Raw genomic sequence first — 19562 nt, forward strand, 5'->3', positions numbered from 1 at the left:
ATTTTCTCATGAAAGTTCTAGCAGAGTGATATCAGATGCCGTGTCCATACATAGACTGTATCTTAGCCACTTCAAAATAGTTATATTTTTTTACGGATTTCATCAACAATGATTGTATATAAATAATTAAAACCTGAAAATTATATGATAAATAAATTACTGACGCAGTTAAAAAAACTACGTTATAAGCTCAATCAGCACACCAAAAAATTATCTAATACTAGATATTTACAAAGAAATAAAACGTTCAAATTTTTACTCAGTCTGACTATTGGAGTTATTGTTACTACCCTTGGAATTACAACAGACTGGGCGACAACTGGAACGCGCATGCTTACACATAATACTATTGGCAGCGAAAATCTGCGGGTACAAAATAATACTGAGATACCCACACTTAAAGGTAAAATATCATCAATAAATAATACTATTGCCAGCGAACATCTGTGGGTGAAAAACAATACTGAAATACCCACGGTTATACACAAAATATCACAAAAAAGTAATACTATTGCCAGCGAAAAGCTGCGGGTACAAAACAACACTGAAACACCCGCGCTTAACTACAAAACATCATGGATAGGTAATACTATTGGCAGTGGAAATCTGCGGGTACAAAACAATATTGAGGCCATGTATGTTGCTCCTGATGGCACAGTTTATACTAACAGCCATTGGGATGAGGCGGCAATGGAGGCAGGAATATATAAAGATGGTAAGGTTATTGCTGCCCTTGGGGATACTCACGGCTGGAGTCGTGGCGGTGGCAAAGCTGTAACCGCAAATAGTAAATATGTTTACATTGCGATGACTCAAGGTTCGAGGGGCGATACAAAAGAAGATTACCCACCAGAAGGAACAACTTGGTATAGCGTTAGACGCTATGACTTATCAGGAAAACCTGCGCCGTTTCCGAATGGACGTGGTTGGGATAAAAGTATGGTGATTACCAGTACTAAAAGTGAAGTTACTGGATTAGCAACTGTGGGAAGTGAGTTGTATGTGAGTGATTTTGCTGCTAACCGCATTCGTGTTTATGATACTGAGACGATGAAGGAACTCCGCAGCTTTACCGTTGCTAATCCAGGAGCAATAACTATCGATCCACAAAAAAATCTGTGGATTATTCAAAGTAAAAATGGTAGTAAGCCTGCAAAAATTTTACATTATTCCCAAAGTGGAAAGCAATTGCCGCAACAGATTGCAGATATCGTCGAACCAACTGCGATCGCTATTAATCATCAAGGTAAGCTGTTAATAGCAGAAAATGGCCCGCGTCAGCAAATGTTGACTTATGAGATCAAAGATCGGCCAGTGCAGGTGAGTAGTTTTGGCACTAAAGGCGGTATCTATGCAGGAGTTGCTGGTGAAGTTCGAGATTTAAAACTTTACGGACTTACCGGAGTCGGTACAGATGCTTCCGGCAATATCTATATAAATAGTAATGGTTTCAACAAATCAGGAACAGATTTGCGGAAATTTTCGCCATCGGGAAAACTAATGTGGCGATCGCTGGGATTGATATTCGTCGATAATGCAGATGCCGATCCGAAAACTGATGGTGTAGATTTATTCACCAAACAAGAACACTATCTGATGGATTATAGTAAGCCTGCTGGTAAGCAATGGAATTACAAAGCCTACACCTTAAATCCTTTCAAATATCCTCAAGATCCACGTCTGCATACATCGCCAGATGGAACCTTTGTTCGCCGCATTCAAGGGAAGCCGTTTTTGTTCCTCACAGATATGTATAACAGCTTTCTGCAAATCTATCGTTTTAATCCCGCCACAGATGGTAAAGTCGCCATCCCCGCCGGTATGTTTGTTGGTACTAACAGCGCAGATAAACCATTTATTACCGGAAATTGGCCGCCACATCAACCAGAAAAAGGGGAATGGATCTGGCGCGATCGCAACGGTAATGGCAAATTTGAAAAGAACGAATACGATCGCAGCAAAGATTATCCTTATCTCGGCGGCTGGTGGGTAGACAGCAAAGGAGATGTTTGGAAAGCTTTGCGAACAGAAGATGGTATTCGACACTATTCTTTACAGGGAATAGATCCCAAAGGCAACCCCATCTACAGCTATAGTTCGATGGAAAAGCAAACTACTCCCAAAATATTTAACGACTTGCGCCGGATCGAATATTTCCCTGAAACAGATAGTATGTATTTGTCAGGCTTTACGGTAGATCGCCCTGCATTTAGTGACGATGCTGGAGTTGCTGGATCTGAGATTGCCCGTTTTGACAATTGGAGTAAAGGAAATCGTACTCCCAAATGGCGGATTGTAATTCCCCACGACAGCATCGGTAAGCGTGAAGTGTCTACAGCAGCCATCAGTGTGGCGGGAGACTATGTATTTGCCGTGACAGTCAAAACCGCAGAGGTATATGTCTACAATGCCAAGACGGGAGCGCAAGTACAACACTTAAAACCAGGCCCAGAAGTTGGCGGCGAAAGTGGCTGGATTGATATACCCTACGGTATTCGCGCTTTTCGGCGTTCCAATGGTGAGCATCTAGTATTTGTAGAAGAAAATTGGAAAGGAAAAGTGATTATGTATCGGCTGGCAGGGTAATACCATTTTGGATTTTAGATTTTAGACTTCGGCTGCGCCCTTCTCCTGTCGGAGACGCTACGCGAACGGCTACGCGGTAGTTGAGCGCAGTCGAAACTCAGGACAAGCTCAGTCGAACGATTTTGGATTGTGAAACATCCATTGGATAAATGTTTCAGTTTTCCATCTGTCGCAATCATTTTTCACGCTTGGTATAAGTATTTACAGTAATTACGACACAACACAGCTTTCAATACTGCTCGGATGAGAATTTTAAACTGGAATTTGGTTTGGGAAAAAGGGAAAAGGAGAAGGGGTAAAGCTATGAAATTTTCCTTTCCCCTTTAACCTTTAACCTTTCCCCAGTCTAGTATTGCTATATGTACAAAAATATGCGATACATTTAATCGCATATTTAGTGTCAATTATTTTGTCATTTCTTATTTAGCCTGAACCCGCGCCTGCTTCACCATTGCAATCAAAGTTTGATGAGCGTCTTCCGCATCTATTAAAACACGATCGAATTGAATGCGAACTGGGACAGCTTCCCCATTTACTTGCGCTGTTAAATCCATACCCTGTGCATCAATTGACAGCATTTTGGCTGCGTTCGCATCTGTGACACCACCAAAAGCTTTAGCATAAATAACTACAGCATCAGCATGATCGTCATTCATGTGCTTGCAGATGCGCGAACTAATTTCAGCAGAAAAACCATTAGACATTGTGAACTTAAAAGTGATGAATATGGCAAGAGCTTAAATTCTCGGCTAAGTAGTTTAAATTAGCAGAAAAAGCTAGTCTTACGCCATCGTTATTATAAGTTATATCTGAAAAACAATTGCTGTTGTATATATTTGATAAGTTAAGTTTATTACTCGTACAAAAATTAAATTAAAATAAGCATTATCCAGTATTTTTACCTTTCATTGCGGAAAGCAGACAGCGTAAACTGTAGCAGAAGTATTAGCCAAAACTATTGCAGCTAAGAGACAATGAGCGAAACTAGCCCCAGACGAATTGTAATTGGGGATGTGCATGGACACTATGAAGGTTTAATGACACTGTTGGAGGCGATCGCCCCCACGTCAGAAGATCGAGTCTATTTTCTGGGAGACTTAATCGATCGCGGCCCTCATAGTGCACAAGTAGTTAATTTTGTCAAACAAAATAACTACCCATGTTTGTTGGGAAATCATGAGCAGATGTTATTAAACATTCTGACCAATGAAAGGACTTCCTCCTCGACGATGCAGGCATGGCTGTTTGGTGGAGGGCAAGCTACCGTGGCCAGTTACCACGAGGCTCCCATTCCTGATGACCATCTGGATTGGTTAAAAGCTTTGCCTACATACCTTGACTTGGGGGATATTTGGTTAACTCACGCTGGTGTTGACCCTTCCAAGTCAGTCACAGAACAAACTGCCGATGAATTGTGCTGGATACGAGAGGATTTTCACAGCATTGAAAAACCCTACTTTCCAGATAAACAAATTATCATCGGTCACACCATTACTTTTACCCTGCCGGGTGTTTCTCCTGGTAAACTGGCCCAAGGAAAGGGATGGCTAGACATAGATACTGGCGCTTATCATCCCCGGAGTGGCTGGTTGACTGGACTAGATGTCACAAATCAGTTGGTTTATCAAGTTAATATCTTTAAAAACTATATCCGTACCCTGCCTTTAGAAGAGGTTGTAAGTACAGTCGATCCAGCCAAAATTAAAGTCGATCGCCGCAATCGGAATTGAGGAATATTTGAAATGAGGGGGAGTGAGGAAATGAGGGAGATGAGGGGGACAAGGGGACAAGGGGACAAGGAGAATAACCATGCCCAATGCCCAATGCCCAATGCCCAATGCCCAATGCCCAATGCCCAATGCCCAATGCCCAATGCCCAATGCCCAATGCCCAATGCCCAATGCCCAATTTCCTCAAGACCTTACTAATGGTCGAATATTTGCTTTATAACTAGCATTATCCAAGCCAGATTTTCCATTACTAGGTTGAGCATTAATTGCACGTCTGAGGGCTTCAATGCGATCGCTAGTTCCGGGGTGTGTACTCAAAAATGTCGGAGTGGAACCGCCCTTTTTCAGCAGCTTTTGCATAAAAGAGACCATTGCTGATTGGGCATAACCAGTACGTGTCAAAGTTCGTAGTCCTCTTTGATCGGCTTCAAATTCGTTTTTACGACTGCGTGGTAAGTCCCGTGCTACCTGTACACCAATTTGCACTGCGGCATTTCGATCTAAGCCAGCCGCCGTTAATAGACCGCTTTCGAGGGCTTTTTGCTGCATCTGCTTGACTACGTGTTTCCCGCCAATGTGACCAATTTCATGGGCGAGTACACTTGCTAGTTCCGCTTCATTGTCTGCGGTTTTCAGCAAACCCGTGTGGACATATACATAGCCGCCCAAGGTCGCAAAGGCGTTAATAGACTCATCTTCAACTATCTGAAAAGTATAGGGGAGATCGGGGCGATCGCTATTCGCTGCTAAACGCCGACCAACTTGTTCTACATAACGATTCACTTCGGAATTGCGGTAAAGTCGGACTTGACTGCCGACCAATTCCTGATTAATCTGCTTACCAAGATCAACTTCTTGATTAGGGGATATATTAGAAAGCTGAAATGCCTGAACTCCTTGGAGTAAAAGAGGTAAGAAATCTAAAGTTCTTCCAGGCAAGGGTGTACTCAGGCACAGACTCAGGGCGACTACCACTGAAATTAGGGGATAAAACCAGCGACGCCGCCATACACGGTAATTTGCAGCAAAACCTTTCCAGTTGAACATAATACGCTTTGAAGATTATTTCGGAAGAACATAAAATGAGGGGACAAATTATGAGACGGATTTAAAGTATTCTAAGTTGCATTCTTAACTCAATATCAAAGGAGTTGTTATACAGATCATCTTGACTCAAATCTACCGAACTGCGGGAGGCTAGAGATTCTCTCTAGAGATAGCCCTAAACACTAGATTTTACTTTCTAGGCGCGTGAGGATTACAGCAGAATTCACAATTCAAGAGTCAAACACGCTTGATATATGGGTAACAGACGCGAGCTTGTGTACCTCACGTTCCTTGAAATCTGCTATAACAGTTAAAATTTTTAGGGTTAGCTACTGCCTCCTTGGAAATTACAAACTCGCGATCGACTGTCGCATAACTTCAACCCTTGAATACTTTGAGTGATTACCAAATAGGGAAAATTACTGTTCCCATCGAAAACTTTCTAGCTACAATCCTTTACTTCGCTATTACCTCGGAAAACTTTTTATGGCTATTTTAGATTCAAAAGGTCGCTTATTTGGCAAAATCAATCTCCTAGATTTAGGTGCTTTACTGGTAATTTTGCTAGTTATCTTTGGCATCTTTATTTTTCCTGGCACTTCTGGTTCTGTTGCCCAAGTTGGCGCGAAAACAGTACCCATAGAAGTAGACTTAGTAGTTCGTGGTTTGAATGTACGCGACCCAGAAAAATTAATCGACAATGGTTTAAAAAAAGGTGGTAAAACCAATGTGATTATCCGCAATCAGCCTTACGGACAGATTGAAATTAAATCCATTCAACAGCTACCTAGAACAGTCAATGTTTCCCAACCTGATGGCACTGTTAAAGAATTGCCAGATCCAAAGAAAAACAATTATAGTGCAGATTTTCTTTTGACTTTAGATGGCAAAGCCCAAGTTACTGAAAGTGGGCCAGTTTTGGGTAACAGTAAAGTGAAAATTGGGATGCCATTTGAGTTAGAAGGCTTTAACTACAACTTCAATGCAACTGTCATTGATATCAGATTGCAAGATAAATAGAATTCAGGAGCGGAGCCGGAGACACTCCGCCTCCGGTCAGAATTCATAATTCAGAATGATTTGATACCAAGCTGAATCAGCTGAAAAAATCAATAACTGATAGCAATTTTGGTTTTATAATCCAAGCTTACTTATGAATTCTGGCTCCTGAATTCTGAGTTCTTAAATTAATTAAGCAAAGGCAAAAATTTGCGAATTAACCCAATTGTCACTGCGGGCAATTCTAACTGTGGTGTCAATCCGACATCTTCCAACTGTTGAAAAAATCGGATTGCTAAGGGATTGATTTCAGCAAGGCGGCGACCAATTGAGGGGCCTGTAAATTGCGACTTTTGTCCCCAAATAATCGCAGTGGGAGTGACTAATTGTTGAATGTAAAGGGATAAATCAAAGCACAAATCGCCACGTACAAAGGACAGTGCTGCATACTCAGCATTAGGCTGTTGGGCAGATTCTAGATAAGCATCTACAATTTCTTCGTAAACTCGATTGGATTGAGCAAATTGCCGTTGTTCTAAAAAGCTGCGAATACCACCACTAGTAGCAATTCCAGTGCTGTAAAGTAAACGATCGACAATGGGAACGCTAACTAACTGAGCAAAAAAACTCCTAGAGTAGTCTTCGCCAAAGTCAGAAAGTCCGGCGGGGGTAGTAAGAATTAAAGACTTAAATAAATCAGGATGATTTGCTGCTACCCGAATTGTAAATGCTGCGGTCAAAGAAGAAGCGATCGCTGTTACTGGCCCAGTACAAGTCTGCTCGAAAAACTCCCGAATCGTGGTCAAATAATCCTCAATCTTGTAACTCCGTGCTGGATGTTCAGACCTACCCCAACCGAGCAAATCTGGCGCAATGACCCGATATTCAGCCGCAAAAGCTGGATAAACTTTCGACCACTCATAAGCAGAAGACCCACCACCAAAGCCGTGCAGGAATACCAAAGTTTCCCGATCGTCTTTGGCAGTCACATCATCCTCCCAAGGCGCTCCAGCAGCAGTATAATATACCATTCTACCTAGTGAGGTATTTATAGAGCGTTGTTCAAATCCTAGTGGTTGAAACATAAGTTTTTTTGTTGACTGTAGTGATTCGTTGGCACAAGTAAGACACGATACCTGAGGCGCAGGCGCACGAAGAGAAGATTCGATAATTTCTCCGCCTCCCCTTTAGTCACCCTAGATGTTGACCGCCCTCAGTGCTGAGTAAATTAAAAAGCACTTAATATTTGTGTACTTAGTAAGAGCAACGTCCTTTGTAGGCAGTCTTCTAACTCAGCATTCTTCATGTGTCTAGTTCAAACTCCCCACTCATTGTTATTATCAGCGAACCAATCACTCTCAGACTTCTCGCTAGCGTCAGATTAAGTAGATATAAAATTACTGGATTACTTGTAAAGATTTGGTGCTTTTTTTCATAAAAATAAAGTAACGGAACGTTGAAATTACTGTTTTATAAGGGTTTTTCATGGTAACGAGGATCGCTCCAGCGTGAATCCAGCATAAGTTTTTATGGTAGTCTATCAAAAAACCGATAAATAATTTTGAGCGTCAACACGTCAAAAATAGTTAAAACGCTTATTTTAATAACCTGTTAATTCTACTTATATATGTAGAAACTACAGTTTTTAATGTATAAATAATCTGATTTTATCTAAGTAATAGTAAGGCGGGATGTCATGGTAAAGCAGGCTACTCTTCAATCAAATAAACTACCAACGATTGAAGACCCTAAATTTGCGCTTGACAACTTGAATATACAAAACGGAATTAAAGCTTCAGCTAGGCGGGGTGAGGTTGAACCAGCTATTGATGCTACCAGACTTACTGTACCTACTTGTATTTGTCTAGACTTAGAAGACTTGAAGTGTTTTGAAGCAGTAGAGCGCCAATATGAACGTTGGGGAGTTATTTTTCACAATTGTCTAGCAATACAGCCATCAAATCCAGCATTTCCAACCTATTCAGGGCTAATAGTCTTGATGGGAGCGCCCAAAAGTGGATTTTTAGAAGCTACCTTCTTGCGTCCAGTGAACTCGGTTAGCGCCTTTGTCACTAGTTCGCAACGGCTAGTGCTTTCCGCCTACGATCGCGATCGGCAACTACTCGCTCAAACTGCACTACCAGGCTCTAATCTTGCCAATTCCGACTCGCCAATTTCCCCCAATACCTTATTATCTATAAATGTGAATAACATTTACAGCGTTACCTTTTGTACTTTTGATGGGCAATTCACCCTTGATAACTTTCGTTTTTGTCTTTAATTAAGACTTACGTACAAGATGCCCTTGCTCTGAGCGATTGAAAATGGTATGTTAATTGGCGCTGTGCTGTATTAGTCTACTATCCGTCTATTAAATCGGGCATTTTGTGATTTCAGCCTTCATTCTTTCTTCATCCATAGTAAAACTTATACAATAGGTAATTTCATAATCAAGTAGGTAAACACTGTGGCACAGGCTTCGTCTTCTTGGCAGCAATTGATCAACCAAATCCCCAACTGGAACTGGTCGCTTCCAAAATTCAAGACAAAGGGAGCCATAAAGCAGCAAACATTTAAACGTTTCTCTGGCCCTGGGGGCTTTCTTGGGTTCCTGACAATTATCATTGCCATGTTGTTGTGGAACTGGAAACTGCTACTGGCTCTTTTGATCGGCATTGGAGTAATGGTATTGGTTTACTCAATGCAGGAGTGGGACTGGCAATTGCGCTGGTCTAAAATACGTAAGTTCTTAAATAGTTCAAATCGTCGGTTAGTTTTAGCAGTCATCAGTGGTGGTATTGCTACTGTCAGCACTTACATGGCAGCGGCAATATGGGCCGACTCTCACAGTCACTGGATTGCTGCTGGTGCGATCGCTCAAGGTGTGGGAACCTTGTTAACTTTAATTTTATTGGTATGGCAAATTGTCAACTTCTCTGAAAATCGAGAAGACCACCTCGATCGCTTGTTGATGAATTTAACAGAAAAAGATCCATTGAAGCGGTTGATTGCTCTAGGTCAACTAAGTAAATTCATCAGCCGTAAGCGAGTTGACTCTTCAGTGCAGCAAGATATTGTGCAATGCTTGCAACTCCTACTCAGTCGAGAGGAAGAAGTTGTAGTGCGAGAGGCAGCTTTTAAGAGTTTACAAGCCTGCGATCGCCTACAAGTCCCACCCCCCAAAACAGCAGTACCTTTCGTACCCGTATCATCAAAAGTCAAACACCACGTTTATTAGTCCTTTGTCCTTTGTCCTTTGTCCTTTGCAAATGACCAATGACCAATACTTCTCTACGAGAGGCTGCGCCAACGACTACGCTCAGTACAAGTGACCAATGACCAATGACCAATGACAAATAACTATTTTCGAGACAATGTTCCATTACGAACTTGCACTACCGGATGATTGCACCTGCGTACCAATTGTTCATCGTGGGTGGTAACAATTACCGTAGCCCCAAAGGAATTTAACTTCTGGAGAATCTGGATTACTTGCCAAGAATTATCTGGATCGAGATTTCCAGTAGGTTCATCGGCCAACAGTAGGGGTGGTGTACTAACGATCGCACGGGCAATACTCACCCGCTGTTGCTCTCCTCCAGACAGTTGATCTGGAAAGTAGTCAGCTTTACTCAGCAAACCTACCAACTTTAAGGTTGGTTCTAAACGTCGTTGAATTTCTTTACGGGTATACCCTTGAGCTTGCAGCACAAAAGTGACATTTTCTGCTACTGTTCGTTGGGTAATGAGTTTGTAGTCTTGAAACACAATACCAATTCGTCGCCGCAATAATGACAAGCGATCGCCCCGCAAATCCGCTACATTACATTCATCAACAATTACTTCTCCCTGTGTAGGAAACTCCTGGCCATATAGTAGTTTCAAGAGCGTTGATTTACCAGAACCACTTGGCCCCGTGATAAACAGAAATTCTCCCTTTTTTACCTCAAGGTTTGCATTCAATAAGGCGTGAGTGCCATTAGCATAAGTCTTGGTTACAGATTGCAATTGTACCTTTGTAGTATTGCTACCGTGCTGTTGAGTTTCACTGTCTTCTCCGTGAACGGAAAAGTCTTTCTTAACTTGAGTTGTTAATACTGGCATTGTTAAACTTTCCTCATACCCACAACTAAACAGTTTGCCTGCTTAGATGTAACATTCTCCCCAAAATAAGGATTCCCAGGTTTCGCCTGGGAATTTAAATTTCAACAAAGAAAATTTAAAAGTTTTTCAAGACTTTAATACTAACTAAGTAAGAACACCCAGAACTCAGCACGGGCTAAACCTTAGCTTTCCGCTAACAGAACTCAGAACTTATAACTCAGCACTCTTAACTAATTGCACCTCTTGCTGTCAAACGATAAACAAACGCTTTCACAGCAAACGCTGGCAAAGCCAACATCCGCCGCCAGCGCCAAGGTTCTTGATAAAGGCGATACAACCATTCCAAATTATTATTTCCTAACCAGGCGGGAGCGCGAGTTTTAGTTCCCGACCAAATATCAAAACTACCACCAACGCCAATCCAAATTGCTTGGGGACACAAATGGCGGTTTTCGGCAATCCATAACTCTTGACGCGGCACTCCCAAACCAACAAAAATCACTTGTGGCTGCAATTGAGCCAGAGTTTGTCGCAATAGTGCTTCTTCTTCTAGAGAATGGTAGCCTGAGTGAGTGCCGACTATATTCAAATCTGGAATTTGCTGCTGCCAAAAATCTGCCGCATTTGCCGCCACTCCGGGCGCTCCTCCATAGAAAAATATCTTTGTCCCTGTCTTTTGTTGTCCAAGGGCTTGCAAAAGTTTTTCTGCTAATTCAATCCCTGGAAACCGCTGCACTTTTTGCCATAACAGCCACCGTAAATACAGAACAACCCCGGCTCCATCTGGAATCACGAGTTCAGCATTTTTAATCACCTGAGCTAATAATTGATTTCGCTCTGCCTGCATAGTCATTTCTGCATTGAGCGTTACGACATGAGTTCCTCTGCCTGTGTGCAGGCATTCTAACAACCAGCCTGGATAGTCAGCCATCACATGAACTGGTATTCCCAACACTGAAAATGCTTGATTGCCGTTAGACATAGCCTATTCTTAAGTAATACTCACACCAGATTTTGCATGAATGTTAAGTTTATCAAATTTTTTTATATTAGAACTTAGGCAAAAGAGATTCCCCTTTGCCCTGCAACGAGAATAAGCATAATTAAAAGACATAAGAGTGAAGAAGAATATATATACGCAGTCCTGCTACGTATATATAAGGGTTTTAGATAACACATAATTAATTTCACTCTTCTGTCTATTAATCTTGGGCGCTTGTACTTGGGCTGAACCAGTCCAGCTTTTATTGTTAAAGTGTAATATTCACTCAGTATAAAACGCTCAACTCGCAACTCTGGTTCCGGGAATAGAAACCCCCACTATACTGCTTGCAGCTAGTGTGGGAGTATGTCACGAAACTCGACTTTATGGTTATAGTGTAACGGGCTGAAGTTGGCTATGAGTAAAATTCGTATCGCTCTGATTGAAGATCATGACCTAACTCGTGTGGGTATTCGTACAGCACTACAGCAAAAGGATGAAATTGAAGTTGTAGGTGAAGCTGCTAATGCTGCTGATGGTCTAAAAATGTTAAAAATGCTACAACCAGATATTGCCATTGTCGATATTGGGTTACCAGATAAAGATGGCATTGAGTTAACACGGGAGGTAAAATCTACTACTAATGGCCAGCAGCTATTTACAAAAGTGTTAATTTTGACGCTGCGGGATAACAAAGAAGCGGTGTTGGCAGCTTTTGCCGCTGGTGCAGACTCTTACTGTATGAAAGATATCAAATTTGATAATTTGCTGGAAGCAGTACGAGTAACTTACAATGGCAACGCCTGGATCGATCCAGCGATCGCTCGGATTGTATTACAACAAGCGCAACAAAATCCTCAAAAGTTGGAATCGGCTTTGGTCGATTCCAAGATTATTGTTCCTAACCCAGATTCTTTTGAGAATTTGGAAGAAATTCAACCTTACACCCTGACAGAAAGGGAATTGGAAGTGTTACAGTTGATTGTCGAAGGTTGTAGTAATGCAGTAATTGCGGAAAGACTTTACATCACAGTTGGCACTGTTAAAACTCACGTTCGCAATATTTTGAATAAGCTATGTGCCGATGACCGTACCCAGGCAGCAGTCCGCGCCTTGCGTTCTGGGTTAGTTGGATAAATTTAATTTTGGTGTGGATCGATTGAGGATAATCAAGGGAAACTCACAGCTTTGAAAAGTTATATTTTCAAAGTAAATGACTTCTCTGATTTTCTCTTATTTATTAGGTGAGATAAACATCATACTATCTCGCCATTCAAATATATGAAAACAAAAGTCAAATATGGCTGAGATTGTTACGGACAAACCTAAGCTCATGGTGGTAGATGATGAGCCAGATAACCTAGATTTACTCTACCGCACTTTTAGGCGAGATTTTCAAGTATATAAAGCCAATCATGCCTTTGGTGCTTTGGAAATCTTGAATCAATTTGGCGAAATGGCGGTAATTATTTCTGACCAAAGAATGCCAGAAATGAATGGAACTGAATTTTTTAGTCGCACCGTAGAGCGGTTTCCAGACACGATTCGGATTTTGTTAACTGGTTTTACTGATGTTGAAGATTTGGTAGATGCGATTAACTCCGGTCAGGTATTCAAGTACATTACCAAACCCTGGAATCCAGAACGGCTCAGAAGCTTAGTTGAGCAAGCTAGTGATACATATCGCCTAGTTAAGAAGCGCACCCAAGAGTTGCGTCGGGCCCTACGGCGAGAATCTTTGTTTAATGCAGTAACAACAGCGATTCGGGAATCTTTAGACTACGATAGTATGCTGCAAAAAATTGTCGCAACTATTGGAGAAACATTTGAAGCTACCAGTTGCTTGCTCAAACCAGTAGAGGGCGATCGCCTCACACAAGACGAGTTTTTCTACCGCGATCCGAAATCCGATCTATTAGATTCCTCCTTCGACTCCAGTGTTTTAACAGAAAAGGTGCTGGAAACCCGTCATTATCAACTTGCTCAAGATATATATGACGGTAATCCTGGTCATCACCTAGTTGTGCCACTTAGCTACCATCAGCATCTGTTGGCTGTGCTAACCCTCCACCAATGGGGACGCGATCGCCCTTGGGAAGACGAAGACATCCAACTAATTGCAGGTGTTGCCGAACAAGCAGCCTTAGCTCTCTCCCAAGCAAAATTCTACCAACGCCTCCAAGAAAAGCAACAGCAGATTCACACTGAGTTAGAGGTGGCTCGCCAAATTCAATACAATCTGCTACGCCAAAGTTTGCCTGACATTAAAGGTGTGAAGGTACAAGCTTGTTGTTATCCAGCGCGAGAAGTAGGAGGCGATTTTTTTGAAGTTTTTGTCCATCCCAAAGGCGATTTGTGGTTGGCGGTGGGTGACGTTTCTGGCAAGGGCGTCCCAGCAGCTTTATTTATGGCTAGTATTATTTCAGTTTTGCGCCGAGAATTATCTCAAGAGACACCAGCAGAGCCGAATGTGGTCATGCAGAACCTCAACCACGCTCTCAGTGAAGATTTAATTAGCAACAATTATTTTGTCACTCTTGTGTTAGCTTGTTATACCCCTAGCACAAAAGAACTGGTCTACACTAATGCTGGTCATATTTACCCAATATTATGGTCACGCCAAGGTGCTTTAGTCGAAAATCCCAATTACCTGAAAGTTCGCAGCGTTCCTTTGGGGATTTTGCCTAAGTGGCAGGCACAGTCTGGTCGCTTGGTTCTCGCTGCTGGAGACACATTGTTACTAGCCAGCGATGGAATTACAGAAGCAATGGTATCAAATAATCCTGATTCAACAGTAAAAACTGAGGTTGGGGTTGAGTCAGTAAACCGTTCGATGCTGAATCAAGATGGTCTTTGGCAACTCTTACAACAAGAGCAACAACCACTTTCTCTTAACCATTTACTAGCTCGCATCCAGGCAGATAATAACGTTCAAGAAGACGATCAAACTATACTTTCACTGGAGATTTTGTAAGTCATGAAAAGTGAGCTTCATGTACCAAGCGACTTGAATTTTCTAAATATTGTTGAAAACTGGTTGTTGGGATGTTTGAAAATTCAGCTAGGGGAATCTGTGGATTGGTCGCGACAATCAAGTCGTTTGAGACTGGCTTTAGTGGAAGCCTACTCTAATGCAGTCCGTCATGCCCACAAGGAGCAACCAAATTTACCCATATTGCTGCGTTTAGAAGTGAAAGACCGGGATTTTGCCTTAGAAATTTGGGACTACGGCGAAGGCTTTGATATGTCTAACTACTACGCTCCAAACCCGATGGAAAAGCAAGAAGGTGGTTATGGTTGGCTGATTATGAATCGTCTCATGGATAAAGTAGATTACAAGTTGCAGGTTAATGGTGCTAACTGTCTGAAGTTAGAAGCTACTTTACCTGAATTAGTCCAATAGACAAAAGTTATACCAATTCACGCATTCAAAATGACGCTCTCTACGAACGCGAAGAGCCTGTCGCAGACAGACGCTAAAAGCGTAGCTTGCTTGCCCGTAGGGGTACGCGGACTCGCTTGCCGCCGATTCTAACAAAATTCATGCATTAAGAAAGCCAGACAGAACAAAGGTATGTCCGTATGTATCTGTCGCATTCTTTTTTCAAATTGGTATTACTATTTTTCAAGTTATGCATTTATGAGGAAGAATTCAGAACTCAGGAATCAGAATAAAGCCATGAATCCTATGTAACTGGGTGATAAATATTGGTTTAAAACTTTGCCCTTTGTAGTTATTTGCTATTTACTTTTCACGACGTAAATTAAGTAACTCTTGGGGGGAAGCTAAAAGTTTGATTCTAATATAAGAAATTTGCCGTTGTTGGTTGAGAATAAATAACCACAAGACATTGACACTACACCACGAAGTTTGTGCTTTGCCTGTTACCTGGACTTGGATATCTCCATTTTCTAAAGTCTCGGCTATTCCTGTGTTCGGGTAAGCTTTGATGTTTTGACCTTCTTGTTTTAAGTAGGCTGCGATCGCATCTGTCCCGACAAGATCGGATTCAAATGGCGGACGCATCACACCATCTATCGCAAATAAGGCAGCAGTTGCCTCAAATTCTCCTGCATTTAAGGTTTCAAAATAACGCAGTACGCTTGATTCTGTAATTCCCTCAATCTGGAATTCTGCTTGAAACTGCGCTGGCGATATAAATTCAGCAGAGGTCATAAAATTACCTGTATTATCCTATCTGAATATTAATTTCAATACAAAAATAAGTAAAAAAAAAGCTGCTATTGAAATAGATTGCTACATCTTAATAAATCTTCCTAACGATAGAAGTTTTGAACTACTGTGCAGTTTAAGACAGGCTATATATCGGGCAGTTAAAAAATCTTAATTAAAGGTATTGGCTACATCATATATAATTAAAACGCCTTTATTTAGGCAAAATCCAGATAAAAAAAATGAATCAGTATTCTGTAACGAGCAGCAGTCTAGTGAAAGAAAAAGCCAGCGAGTTGGGCTTTCACAAAGTTGGAATTACTGCTGTAGATCGGGTAAATGCCACAGAAGCGCAGAGGTTGCAAGCATGGATTGAACTAGGTTATCACGCTGATATGAAATGGATGGCTAATCCAAAGCGTCAGGATATCCGTTTAGTGATGCCAGAGGTGCGATCGCTAGTGTGTGTAGCGCTGAATTACTACACACCACATCAACGTCCTGAAAGTGAGGAATACGCCAAAATTTCCCGTTATGGTTGGGGAAGGGATTATCACAAGGTGATGCATAGAAAACTCAAGCAGCTATCTATATGGCTAAAATCACTCGATCCAGGCGTATTAGCTCTTTATTATGCAGATACTGGCCCCGTGCAAGATAAAGTGTTGGCACAACTTGCCGGAATTGGTTGGATTGCCAAGAATGGTAATGTGATTACACCAGAATATGGCTCTTGGGTATTTTTGGGAGAAGTGTTGACCAATTTAGAATTAGAGAGCGATCGCCCACACACAGAACACTGCGGTAGCTGTACTCGTTGTCTTCAGGCTTGTCCTACTGGTGCAATTACTCAGCCTTTTGTTGTCGATGCTAATCGCTGCATTGCTTATCATACCATTGAAAATCGTGACAAGGAATTGCCAGAGGCGATCGCACCTCATTTGCAAGGCTGGGTTGCTGGTTGCGATATTTGCCAAGATGTTTGTCCTTGGAATCAACGTTTTGCCCAAACAACTGATATTGAAGAGTTTCAGCCAAATCCAGTGAATATTGCTCCCCACCTGCTAGAATTAGCCCAAATCTCAGATCGGGAGTGGGATAAACGATTTCCAGCATCTGCCTTGCGGCGGATTAAGCCAGAAATGTTACGACGCAACGCCCTAGCTAATCTTGACGCATCCAAGCAGAAGAATGACCCAGAAAGTAATTATTTTTGATTTTGATGGCACAATTGCTGATACAGTAGATGCCCTTGTAAGTATTGCTAATCGTTTAGCTATAGACTTTGGTTATAAACAAATAAGCCCAGAACAATTAGCCTTTCTCAAAAACTTAACATCTAGGGAAATCATTAAGTACTCAGGAGTTTCTCTATTTAAAATCCCTTTTCTAGTTAAACAAGTTAAAGGGGAATTAAAAAACAAAATACCAGAATTAAAGGCAATTCCTGGAATTAAAGAAGCATTAACAGAACTCCAAAATCAAGGATATAAACTGGGTATTATCACTTCTAATTCTAAAGAAAATGTTACGCAATTCCTCACAATCAATGATTTGAATCACCTATTTGATTTTATTTACTCAGGAATTACAATTTTTGGCAAGACAACTATTATAAATAATGTCTTGAGGCAAAAGCAACTCAAACCTCAAGAAGTTATTTATGTCGGAGATGAAACCAGAGATATAGAAGCATCAAAAAAAGCAAATATCCAAGTGATTGCAGTCACTTGGGGCTTTAACTCACCGGAAGTACTAGCCAAGCAAAATCCAGATTATTTAATTCAACAACCTAGCGAACTACTAGAAGTGATGAACAGTCGTTAATTAATAAATAGTTAAATAGTCAAAAGCGGATGAACAATCGATCCAAACACTAGAGTGGGCAATGTCTAACAATACTGGGAACTTCAATTTTCATATTGGTGACATTGCCCATCTGACAAAATGGCAAAATATCAGAGAAAATTAATTTTTCCGTTCGCCCTTTTCCAAAGCTTCTTCTACTAAATCATCACTAACATCGGTTACAACCTCAGTCTGAGAATTTCCAACTTCTTTTGCTGACTCTTTGAAATCATCAGGATTGCCAGTTGACTGAGTTTGAGTTGTTGTCTTTTGTGGCTGAGAGATTTTCTGTTCAGGTGCAGTAGCTGCTTCGGCTGCTGCTGCACCTTTACCTGTGCGATCGACTTCACTTACGCTGAATTTTTGTGCAGCTGTATAATCAGCATCAAAATCCACCGTTGGCGCTTCTTCTTCACCACTAGCTATGTTATCGGCAGCTAATTGTGCATCCTGGGTGGAAGCTTCATTTAAATTGGGCTTCACTTCTTCATCAGGCATAATTAAAACCTTAGGTAAATTTTTTATTGCTTCAGAGCGATTATAGCCAAGTAATGTGCTGCTTTCTTGCTTCCTGGGGGAGACTTTTACCTCTATTAAAAGGTAGATTAAAGCTAGAATTTCCAATTAATTTAACTATTTCTATCGGTAGTAGAATCTGACGATCAAACTTTGATACCACTTAGTTTGGCCTATTAAATTATTTTGGAGACAAACAATAATGACTGCAAGTTACGATAAAACTATTTCTCAAGCTCAGAGCAATGAAACTCAAAAATTGGTGGATGCGTTTAACGCCTTAGATACCGATGCCAAATTAGCCTGGTTCTATTTTGTTTATAAAAAAATGGGTGATTCTATCACACCAGCTGCCCCTGCTGCGGCCGAACCAGAGTTAGCACCACTTCTACTAGGAGATTATTTTAAATTATCCGACGATGAGCAACTAGAAATTATGCGGGATATTGTTAACCGCAAAGACACAGAATATTCTCGTGCTTATGGGGCGATAAAAGAAAATAACCAGTTGCTAGTTTGGTATGCTTGGGCGGTAGCTATGGGAGATACAGTGGTTGGAATACCAGCTAGCTACCAGCCAAGTAAGGCAGTTAACGATCTGCTTTCCCAAATTGAAGGACTAGATTTTGAAGAGCAAATGTCAGTGTTTCGGACAATAGCTGGTGAAGTAGGTTACACCGATGTTAAGCCGATCGCAACGCAAGCAGAAACTGGGAAAACATCAAGTTTATAATCTTCACTTGGCGACTAGAGCCGCTGCAACACAAACTAAAGTCCGCCTCTGCGGACTTTAAGAACTTACGAGATAGCCAACTGACTCAAGTCGGCTGGGGTGAGGTTGGAGTGTACTACTTGACCATCACGGAACCAAACGATGCGCTGGGTTTGACGGGCGACTTCTGGTTCATGTGTCACCATGACAACTGTGATTCCACTGGCATTGAGTTCGCCAAAAATATCTAGGACTTCTTGGGTTGTGCGCGAATCAAGTGCCCCTGTAGGTTCATCGGCGAGGAGTACCAGGGGACGATTGACGATCGCACGGGCGATCGCTACTCTTTGTTGTTGTCCGCCAGATAGTTGAGTGGGTTTGTTGTTGAGGCGATTTGCTAAACCTACTCGCGTCAAGGCAACTGTAGCGCGATCGCTTCTTTCTTTCGGATTCACACTAGCATAAACCATTGGTAGCATCACATTTTCTAATGCTGTGAGTTGAGGTAATAAATGGAATTGTTGAAAGACAAAACCCAGCTTTTTATTACGGATGTGTGCCAAGGATTTATCATCCATTTGCGCCACATCAATATTATCTAAATAATAATGTCCGCCTGTGGGTCGATCTAGACAGCCGATAATATTCATGGCTGTAGATTTACCTGAACCAGATGGTCCCATAATTGAACAATATTCGCCCTCGTGGATAGTTAAATTCACATCGCTAAGTGCTTTAACTTCAGTTTCGCCACTGCCATATATTTTAAAGATATTCTCTAAACGAATAATTGTTGATTTAGGAACGGGATTAGGAACTAAAGAATCGGTAATTGAAATAGTGTTTGCCATAAGGATTTAGTTA

19 protein-coding genes are annotated in these 19562 nt (G+C 41.5%); 11 read left to right on the forward strand and 8 right to left on the reverse strand.

Annotated features, from left to right (window positions below):
• Positions 1-144 precede the first annotated feature (144 nt).
• Positions 145-2586: a hypothetical protein gene (locus NSTC731_RS18065; protein ID WP_445631998.1), complete on the forward strand. Its 2442-nt coding sequence runs from the start codon at positions 145-147 to the stop codon at positions 2584-2586.
• Positions 2587-3005: 419 nt separating this feature from the next.
• On the opposite strand, the gene NSTC731_RS18070 is transcribed toward NSTC731_RS18065, so the two are convergent.
• Positions 3006-3290 (reverse strand): DUF2470 domain-containing protein, encoded by a 285-nt coding sequence (locus NSTC731_RS18070; protein ID WP_445631999.1) that lies wholly within the window; start codon positions 3288-3290, stop codon positions 3006-3008.
• Between the two features lie 270 nt (positions 3291-3560).
• Between NSTC731_RS18070 and NSTC731_RS18075 the strand changes: the two genes are divergently transcribed.
• Entirely contained in the window at positions 3561-4316 is a 756-nt protein-coding gene (locus tag NSTC731_RS18075; protein WP_445632000.1) for a metallophosphoesterase family protein, read from the forward strand.
• A gap of 183 nt (positions 4317-4499) precedes the next feature.
• On the opposite strand, the gene NSTC731_RS18080 is transcribed toward NSTC731_RS18075, so the two are convergent.
• Complete coding sequence (locus tag NSTC731_RS18080) at positions 4500-5363, reverse strand: M48 family metallopeptidase (RefSeq protein WP_445632001.1); 864 nt, start codon at positions 5361-5363, stop codon at positions 4500-4502.
• A gap of 486 nt (positions 5364-5849) precedes the next feature.
• On the opposite strand from NSTC731_RS18080, the gene NSTC731_RS18085 reads away from it, so the two are divergent.
• Positions 5850-6383: a DUF4330 domain-containing protein gene (locus tag NSTC731_RS18085; protein WP_445632002.1), complete on the forward strand. Its 534-nt coding sequence runs from the start codon at positions 5850-5852 to the stop codon at positions 6381-6383.
• A gap of 167 nt (positions 6384-6550) precedes the next feature.
• Here NSTC731_RS18085 and NSTC731_RS18090 read toward each other — a convergent pair whose 3' ends face one another.
• Positions 6551-7447: an alpha/beta fold hydrolase gene (locus NSTC731_RS18090; protein WP_445632003.1), complete on the reverse strand. Its 897-nt coding sequence runs from the start codon at positions 7445-7447 to the stop codon at positions 6551-6553.
• A 611-nt stretch (positions 7448-8058) separates the two neighbouring features.
• On the opposite strand from NSTC731_RS18090, the gene NSTC731_RS18095 reads away from it, so the two are divergent.
• Positions 8059-8643, forward strand: coding sequence for a hypothetical protein (locus NSTC731_RS18095; protein ID WP_445632004.1), 585 nt, complete (start codon positions 8059-8061; stop codon positions 8641-8643).
• Positions 8644-8829: 186 nt separating this feature from the next.
• Positions 8830-9600 carry an armadillo-type fold-containing protein gene (locus tag NSTC731_RS18100; protein ID WP_445632005.1) on the forward strand — a complete coding sequence of 257 codons (771 nt, stop codon included), beginning with the start codon at positions 8830-8832 and terminating at the stop codon, positions 9598-9600.
• A 122-nt stretch (positions 9601-9722) separates the two neighbouring features.
• Here the strand turns inward: NSTC731_RS18100 and ftsE are convergent, their stop codons facing one another.
• Positions 9723-10466 carry a cell division ATP-binding protein FtsE gene (gene ftsE / locus NSTC731_RS18105; RefSeq protein WP_445632006.1) on the reverse strand — a complete coding sequence of 248 codons (744 nt, stop codon included), beginning with the start codon at positions 10464-10466 and terminating at the stop codon, positions 9723-9725.
• A gap of 226 nt (positions 10467-10692) precedes the next feature.
• Positions 10693-11448: a WecB/TagA/CpsF family glycosyltransferase gene (locus NSTC731_RS18110; RefSeq protein ID WP_445632007.1), complete on the reverse strand. Its 756-nt coding sequence runs from the start codon at positions 11446-11448 to the stop codon at positions 10693-10695.
• Between the two features lie 417 nt (positions 11449-11865).
• Between NSTC731_RS18110 and NSTC731_RS18115 the strand changes: the two genes are divergently transcribed.
• From NSTC731_RS18115 to NSTC731_RS18125, 3 genes are all read left to right on the forward strand, one after another.
• Positions 11866-12585, forward strand: a complete 720-nt coding sequence (locus NSTC731_RS18115) for a response regulator (RefSeq protein WP_445632008.1) — start codon at positions 11866-11868, stop codon at positions 12583-12585.
• 163 nt (positions 12586-12748) lie between these two features.
• Positions 12749-14422, forward strand: a complete 1674-nt coding sequence (locus tag NSTC731_RS18120; RefSeq protein ID WP_445626163.1) for a SpoIIE family protein phosphatase — start codon at positions 12749-12751, stop codon at positions 14420-14422.
• Positions 14423-14425: 3 nt separating this feature from the next.
• Positions 14426-14851: an ATP-binding protein gene (locus NSTC731_RS18125; protein WP_334912929.1), complete on the forward strand. Its 426-nt coding sequence runs from the start codon at positions 14426-14428 to the stop codon at positions 14849-14851.
• Between the two features lie 342 nt (positions 14852-15193).
• Here NSTC731_RS18125 and NSTC731_RS18130 read toward each other — a convergent pair whose 3' ends face one another.
• Positions 15194-15625, reverse strand: coding sequence for a ketosteroid isomerase family protein (locus NSTC731_RS18130; protein ID WP_445626164.1), 432 nt, complete (start codon positions 15623-15625; stop codon positions 15194-15196).
• Between the two features lie 239 nt (positions 15626-15864).
• Between NSTC731_RS18130 and queG the strand changes: the two genes are divergently transcribed.
• Together queG and NSTC731_RS18140 are read left to right on the forward strand one after the other, a co-directional pair.
• Positions 15865-16839, forward strand: a complete 975-nt coding sequence (gene queG / locus NSTC731_RS18135; RefSeq protein ID WP_445626165.1) for a tRNA epoxyqueuosine(34) reductase QueG — start codon at positions 15865-15867, stop codon at positions 16837-16839.
• The gene (locus tag NSTC731_RS18140) at positions 16814-17449 is read left to right on the forward strand and encodes an HAD-IA family hydrolase (protein ID WP_445626166.1); all 636 of its coding nucleotides are present in this window, start codon (positions 16814-16816) and stop codon (positions 17447-17449) included. Before queG ends, NSTC731_RS18140 begins: the two co-directional genes overlap by 26 nt.
• A 141-nt stretch (positions 17450-17590) precedes the next feature.
• On the opposite strand, the gene NSTC731_RS18145 is transcribed toward NSTC731_RS18140, so the two are convergent.
• Complete coding sequence (locus NSTC731_RS18145) at positions 17591-17968, reverse strand: hypothetical protein (RefSeq protein WP_445626167.1); 378 nt, start codon at positions 17966-17968, stop codon at positions 17591-17593.
• Positions 17969-18188: 220 nt separating this feature from the next.
• Between NSTC731_RS18145 and NSTC731_RS18150 the strand changes: the two genes are divergently transcribed.
• Positions 18189-18719, forward strand: coding sequence for an orange carotenoid protein N-terminal domain-containing protein (locus NSTC731_RS18150; RefSeq protein ID WP_445626168.1), 531 nt, complete (start codon positions 18189-18191; stop codon positions 18717-18719).
• A 65-nt stretch (positions 18720-18784) separates the two neighbouring features.
• On the opposite strand, the gene NSTC731_RS18155 is transcribed toward NSTC731_RS18150, so the two are convergent.
• Positions 18785-19549 carry an ABC transporter ATP-binding protein gene (locus NSTC731_RS18155; protein WP_445626169.1) on the reverse strand — a complete coding sequence of 255 codons (765 nt, stop codon included), beginning with the start codon at positions 19547-19549 and terminating at the stop codon, positions 18785-18787.
• Positions 19550-19562 lie beyond the last annotated feature (13 nt).

Source organism: Nostoc sp. DSM 114167, assembly GCF_052692655.1.

What these genes read in the sequence shown, in the direction of transcription:
- NSTC731_RS18125 (WP_334912929.1), top strand. Translation starts at nt 14,426, where the DNA reads ATGAAAAGTGAGCTTCATGTACCAAGCGACTTGAATTTTCTAAATATT.
- NSTC731_RS18140 (WP_445626166.1), top strand. Translation starts at nt 16,814, where the DNA reads ATGACCCAGAAAGTAATTATTTTTGATTTTGATGGCACAATTGCTGAT.
- NSTC731_RS18065 (WP_445631998.1), top strand. Translation starts at nt 145, where the DNA reads ATGATAAATAAATTACTGACGCAGTTAAAAAAACTACGTTATAAGCTC.
- NSTC731_RS18115 (WP_445632008.1), top strand. Translation starts at nt 11,866, where the DNA reads ATGAGTAAAATTCGTATCGCTCTGATTGAAGATCATGACCTAACTCGT.
- NSTC731_RS18120 (WP_445626163.1), top strand. Translation starts at nt 12,749, where the DNA reads ATGGCTGAGATTGTTACGGACAAACCTAAGCTCATGGTGGTAGATGAT.
- NSTC731_RS18085 (WP_445632002.1), top strand. Translation starts at nt 5,850, where the DNA reads ATGGCTATTTTAGATTCAAAAGGTCGCTTATTTGGCAAAATCAATCTC.
- NSTC731_RS18080 (WP_445632001.1), bottom strand. Translation starts at nt 5,363, where the DNA reads ATGTTCAACTGGAAAGGTTTTGCTGCAAATTACCGTGTATGGCGGCGT.
- NSTC731_RS18070 (WP_445631999.1), bottom strand. Translation starts at nt 3,290, where the DNA reads ATGTCTAATGGTTTTTCTGCTGAAATTAGTTCGCGCATCTGCAAGCAC.
- NSTC731_RS18110 (WP_445632007.1), bottom strand. Translation starts at nt 11,448, where the DNA reads ATGTCTAACGGCAATCAAGCATTTTCAGTGTTGGGAATACCAGTTCAT.
- NSTC731_RS18090 (WP_445632003.1), bottom strand. Translation starts at nt 7,447, where the DNA reads ATGTTTCAACCACTAGGATTTGAACAACGCTCTATAAATACCTCACTA.
- NSTC731_RS18145 (WP_445626167.1), bottom strand. Translation starts at nt 17,968, where the DNA reads ATGCCTGATGAAGAAGTGAAGCCCAATTTAAATGAAGCTTCCACCCAG.
- NSTC731_RS18075 (WP_445632000.1), top strand. Translation starts at nt 3,561, where the DNA reads ATGAGCGAAACTAGCCCCAGACGAATTGTAATTGGGGATGTGCATGGA.
- NSTC731_RS18150 (WP_445626168.1), top strand. Translation starts at nt 18,189, where the DNA reads ATGACTGCAAGTTACGATAAAACTATTTCTCAAGCTCAGAGCAATGAA.
- NSTC731_RS18130 (WP_445626164.1), bottom strand. Translation starts at nt 15,625, where the DNA reads ATGACCTCTGCTGAATTTATATCGCCAGCGCAGTTTCAAGCAGAATTC.
- ftsE (WP_445632006.1), bottom strand. Translation starts at nt 10,466, where the DNA reads ATGCCAGTATTAACAACTCAAGTTAAGAAAGACTTTTCCGTTCACGGA.
- NSTC731_RS18095 (WP_445632004.1), top strand. Translation starts at nt 8,059, where the DNA reads ATGGTAAAGCAGGCTACTCTTCAATCAAATAAACTACCAACGATTGAA.
- queG (WP_445626165.1), top strand. Translation starts at nt 15,865, where the DNA reads ATGAATCAGTATTCTGTAACGAGCAGCAGTCTAGTGAAAGAAAAAGCC.
- NSTC731_RS18155 (WP_445626169.1), bottom strand. Translation starts at nt 19,549, where the DNA reads ATGGCAAACACTATTTCAATTACCGATTCTTTAGTTCCTAATCCCGTT.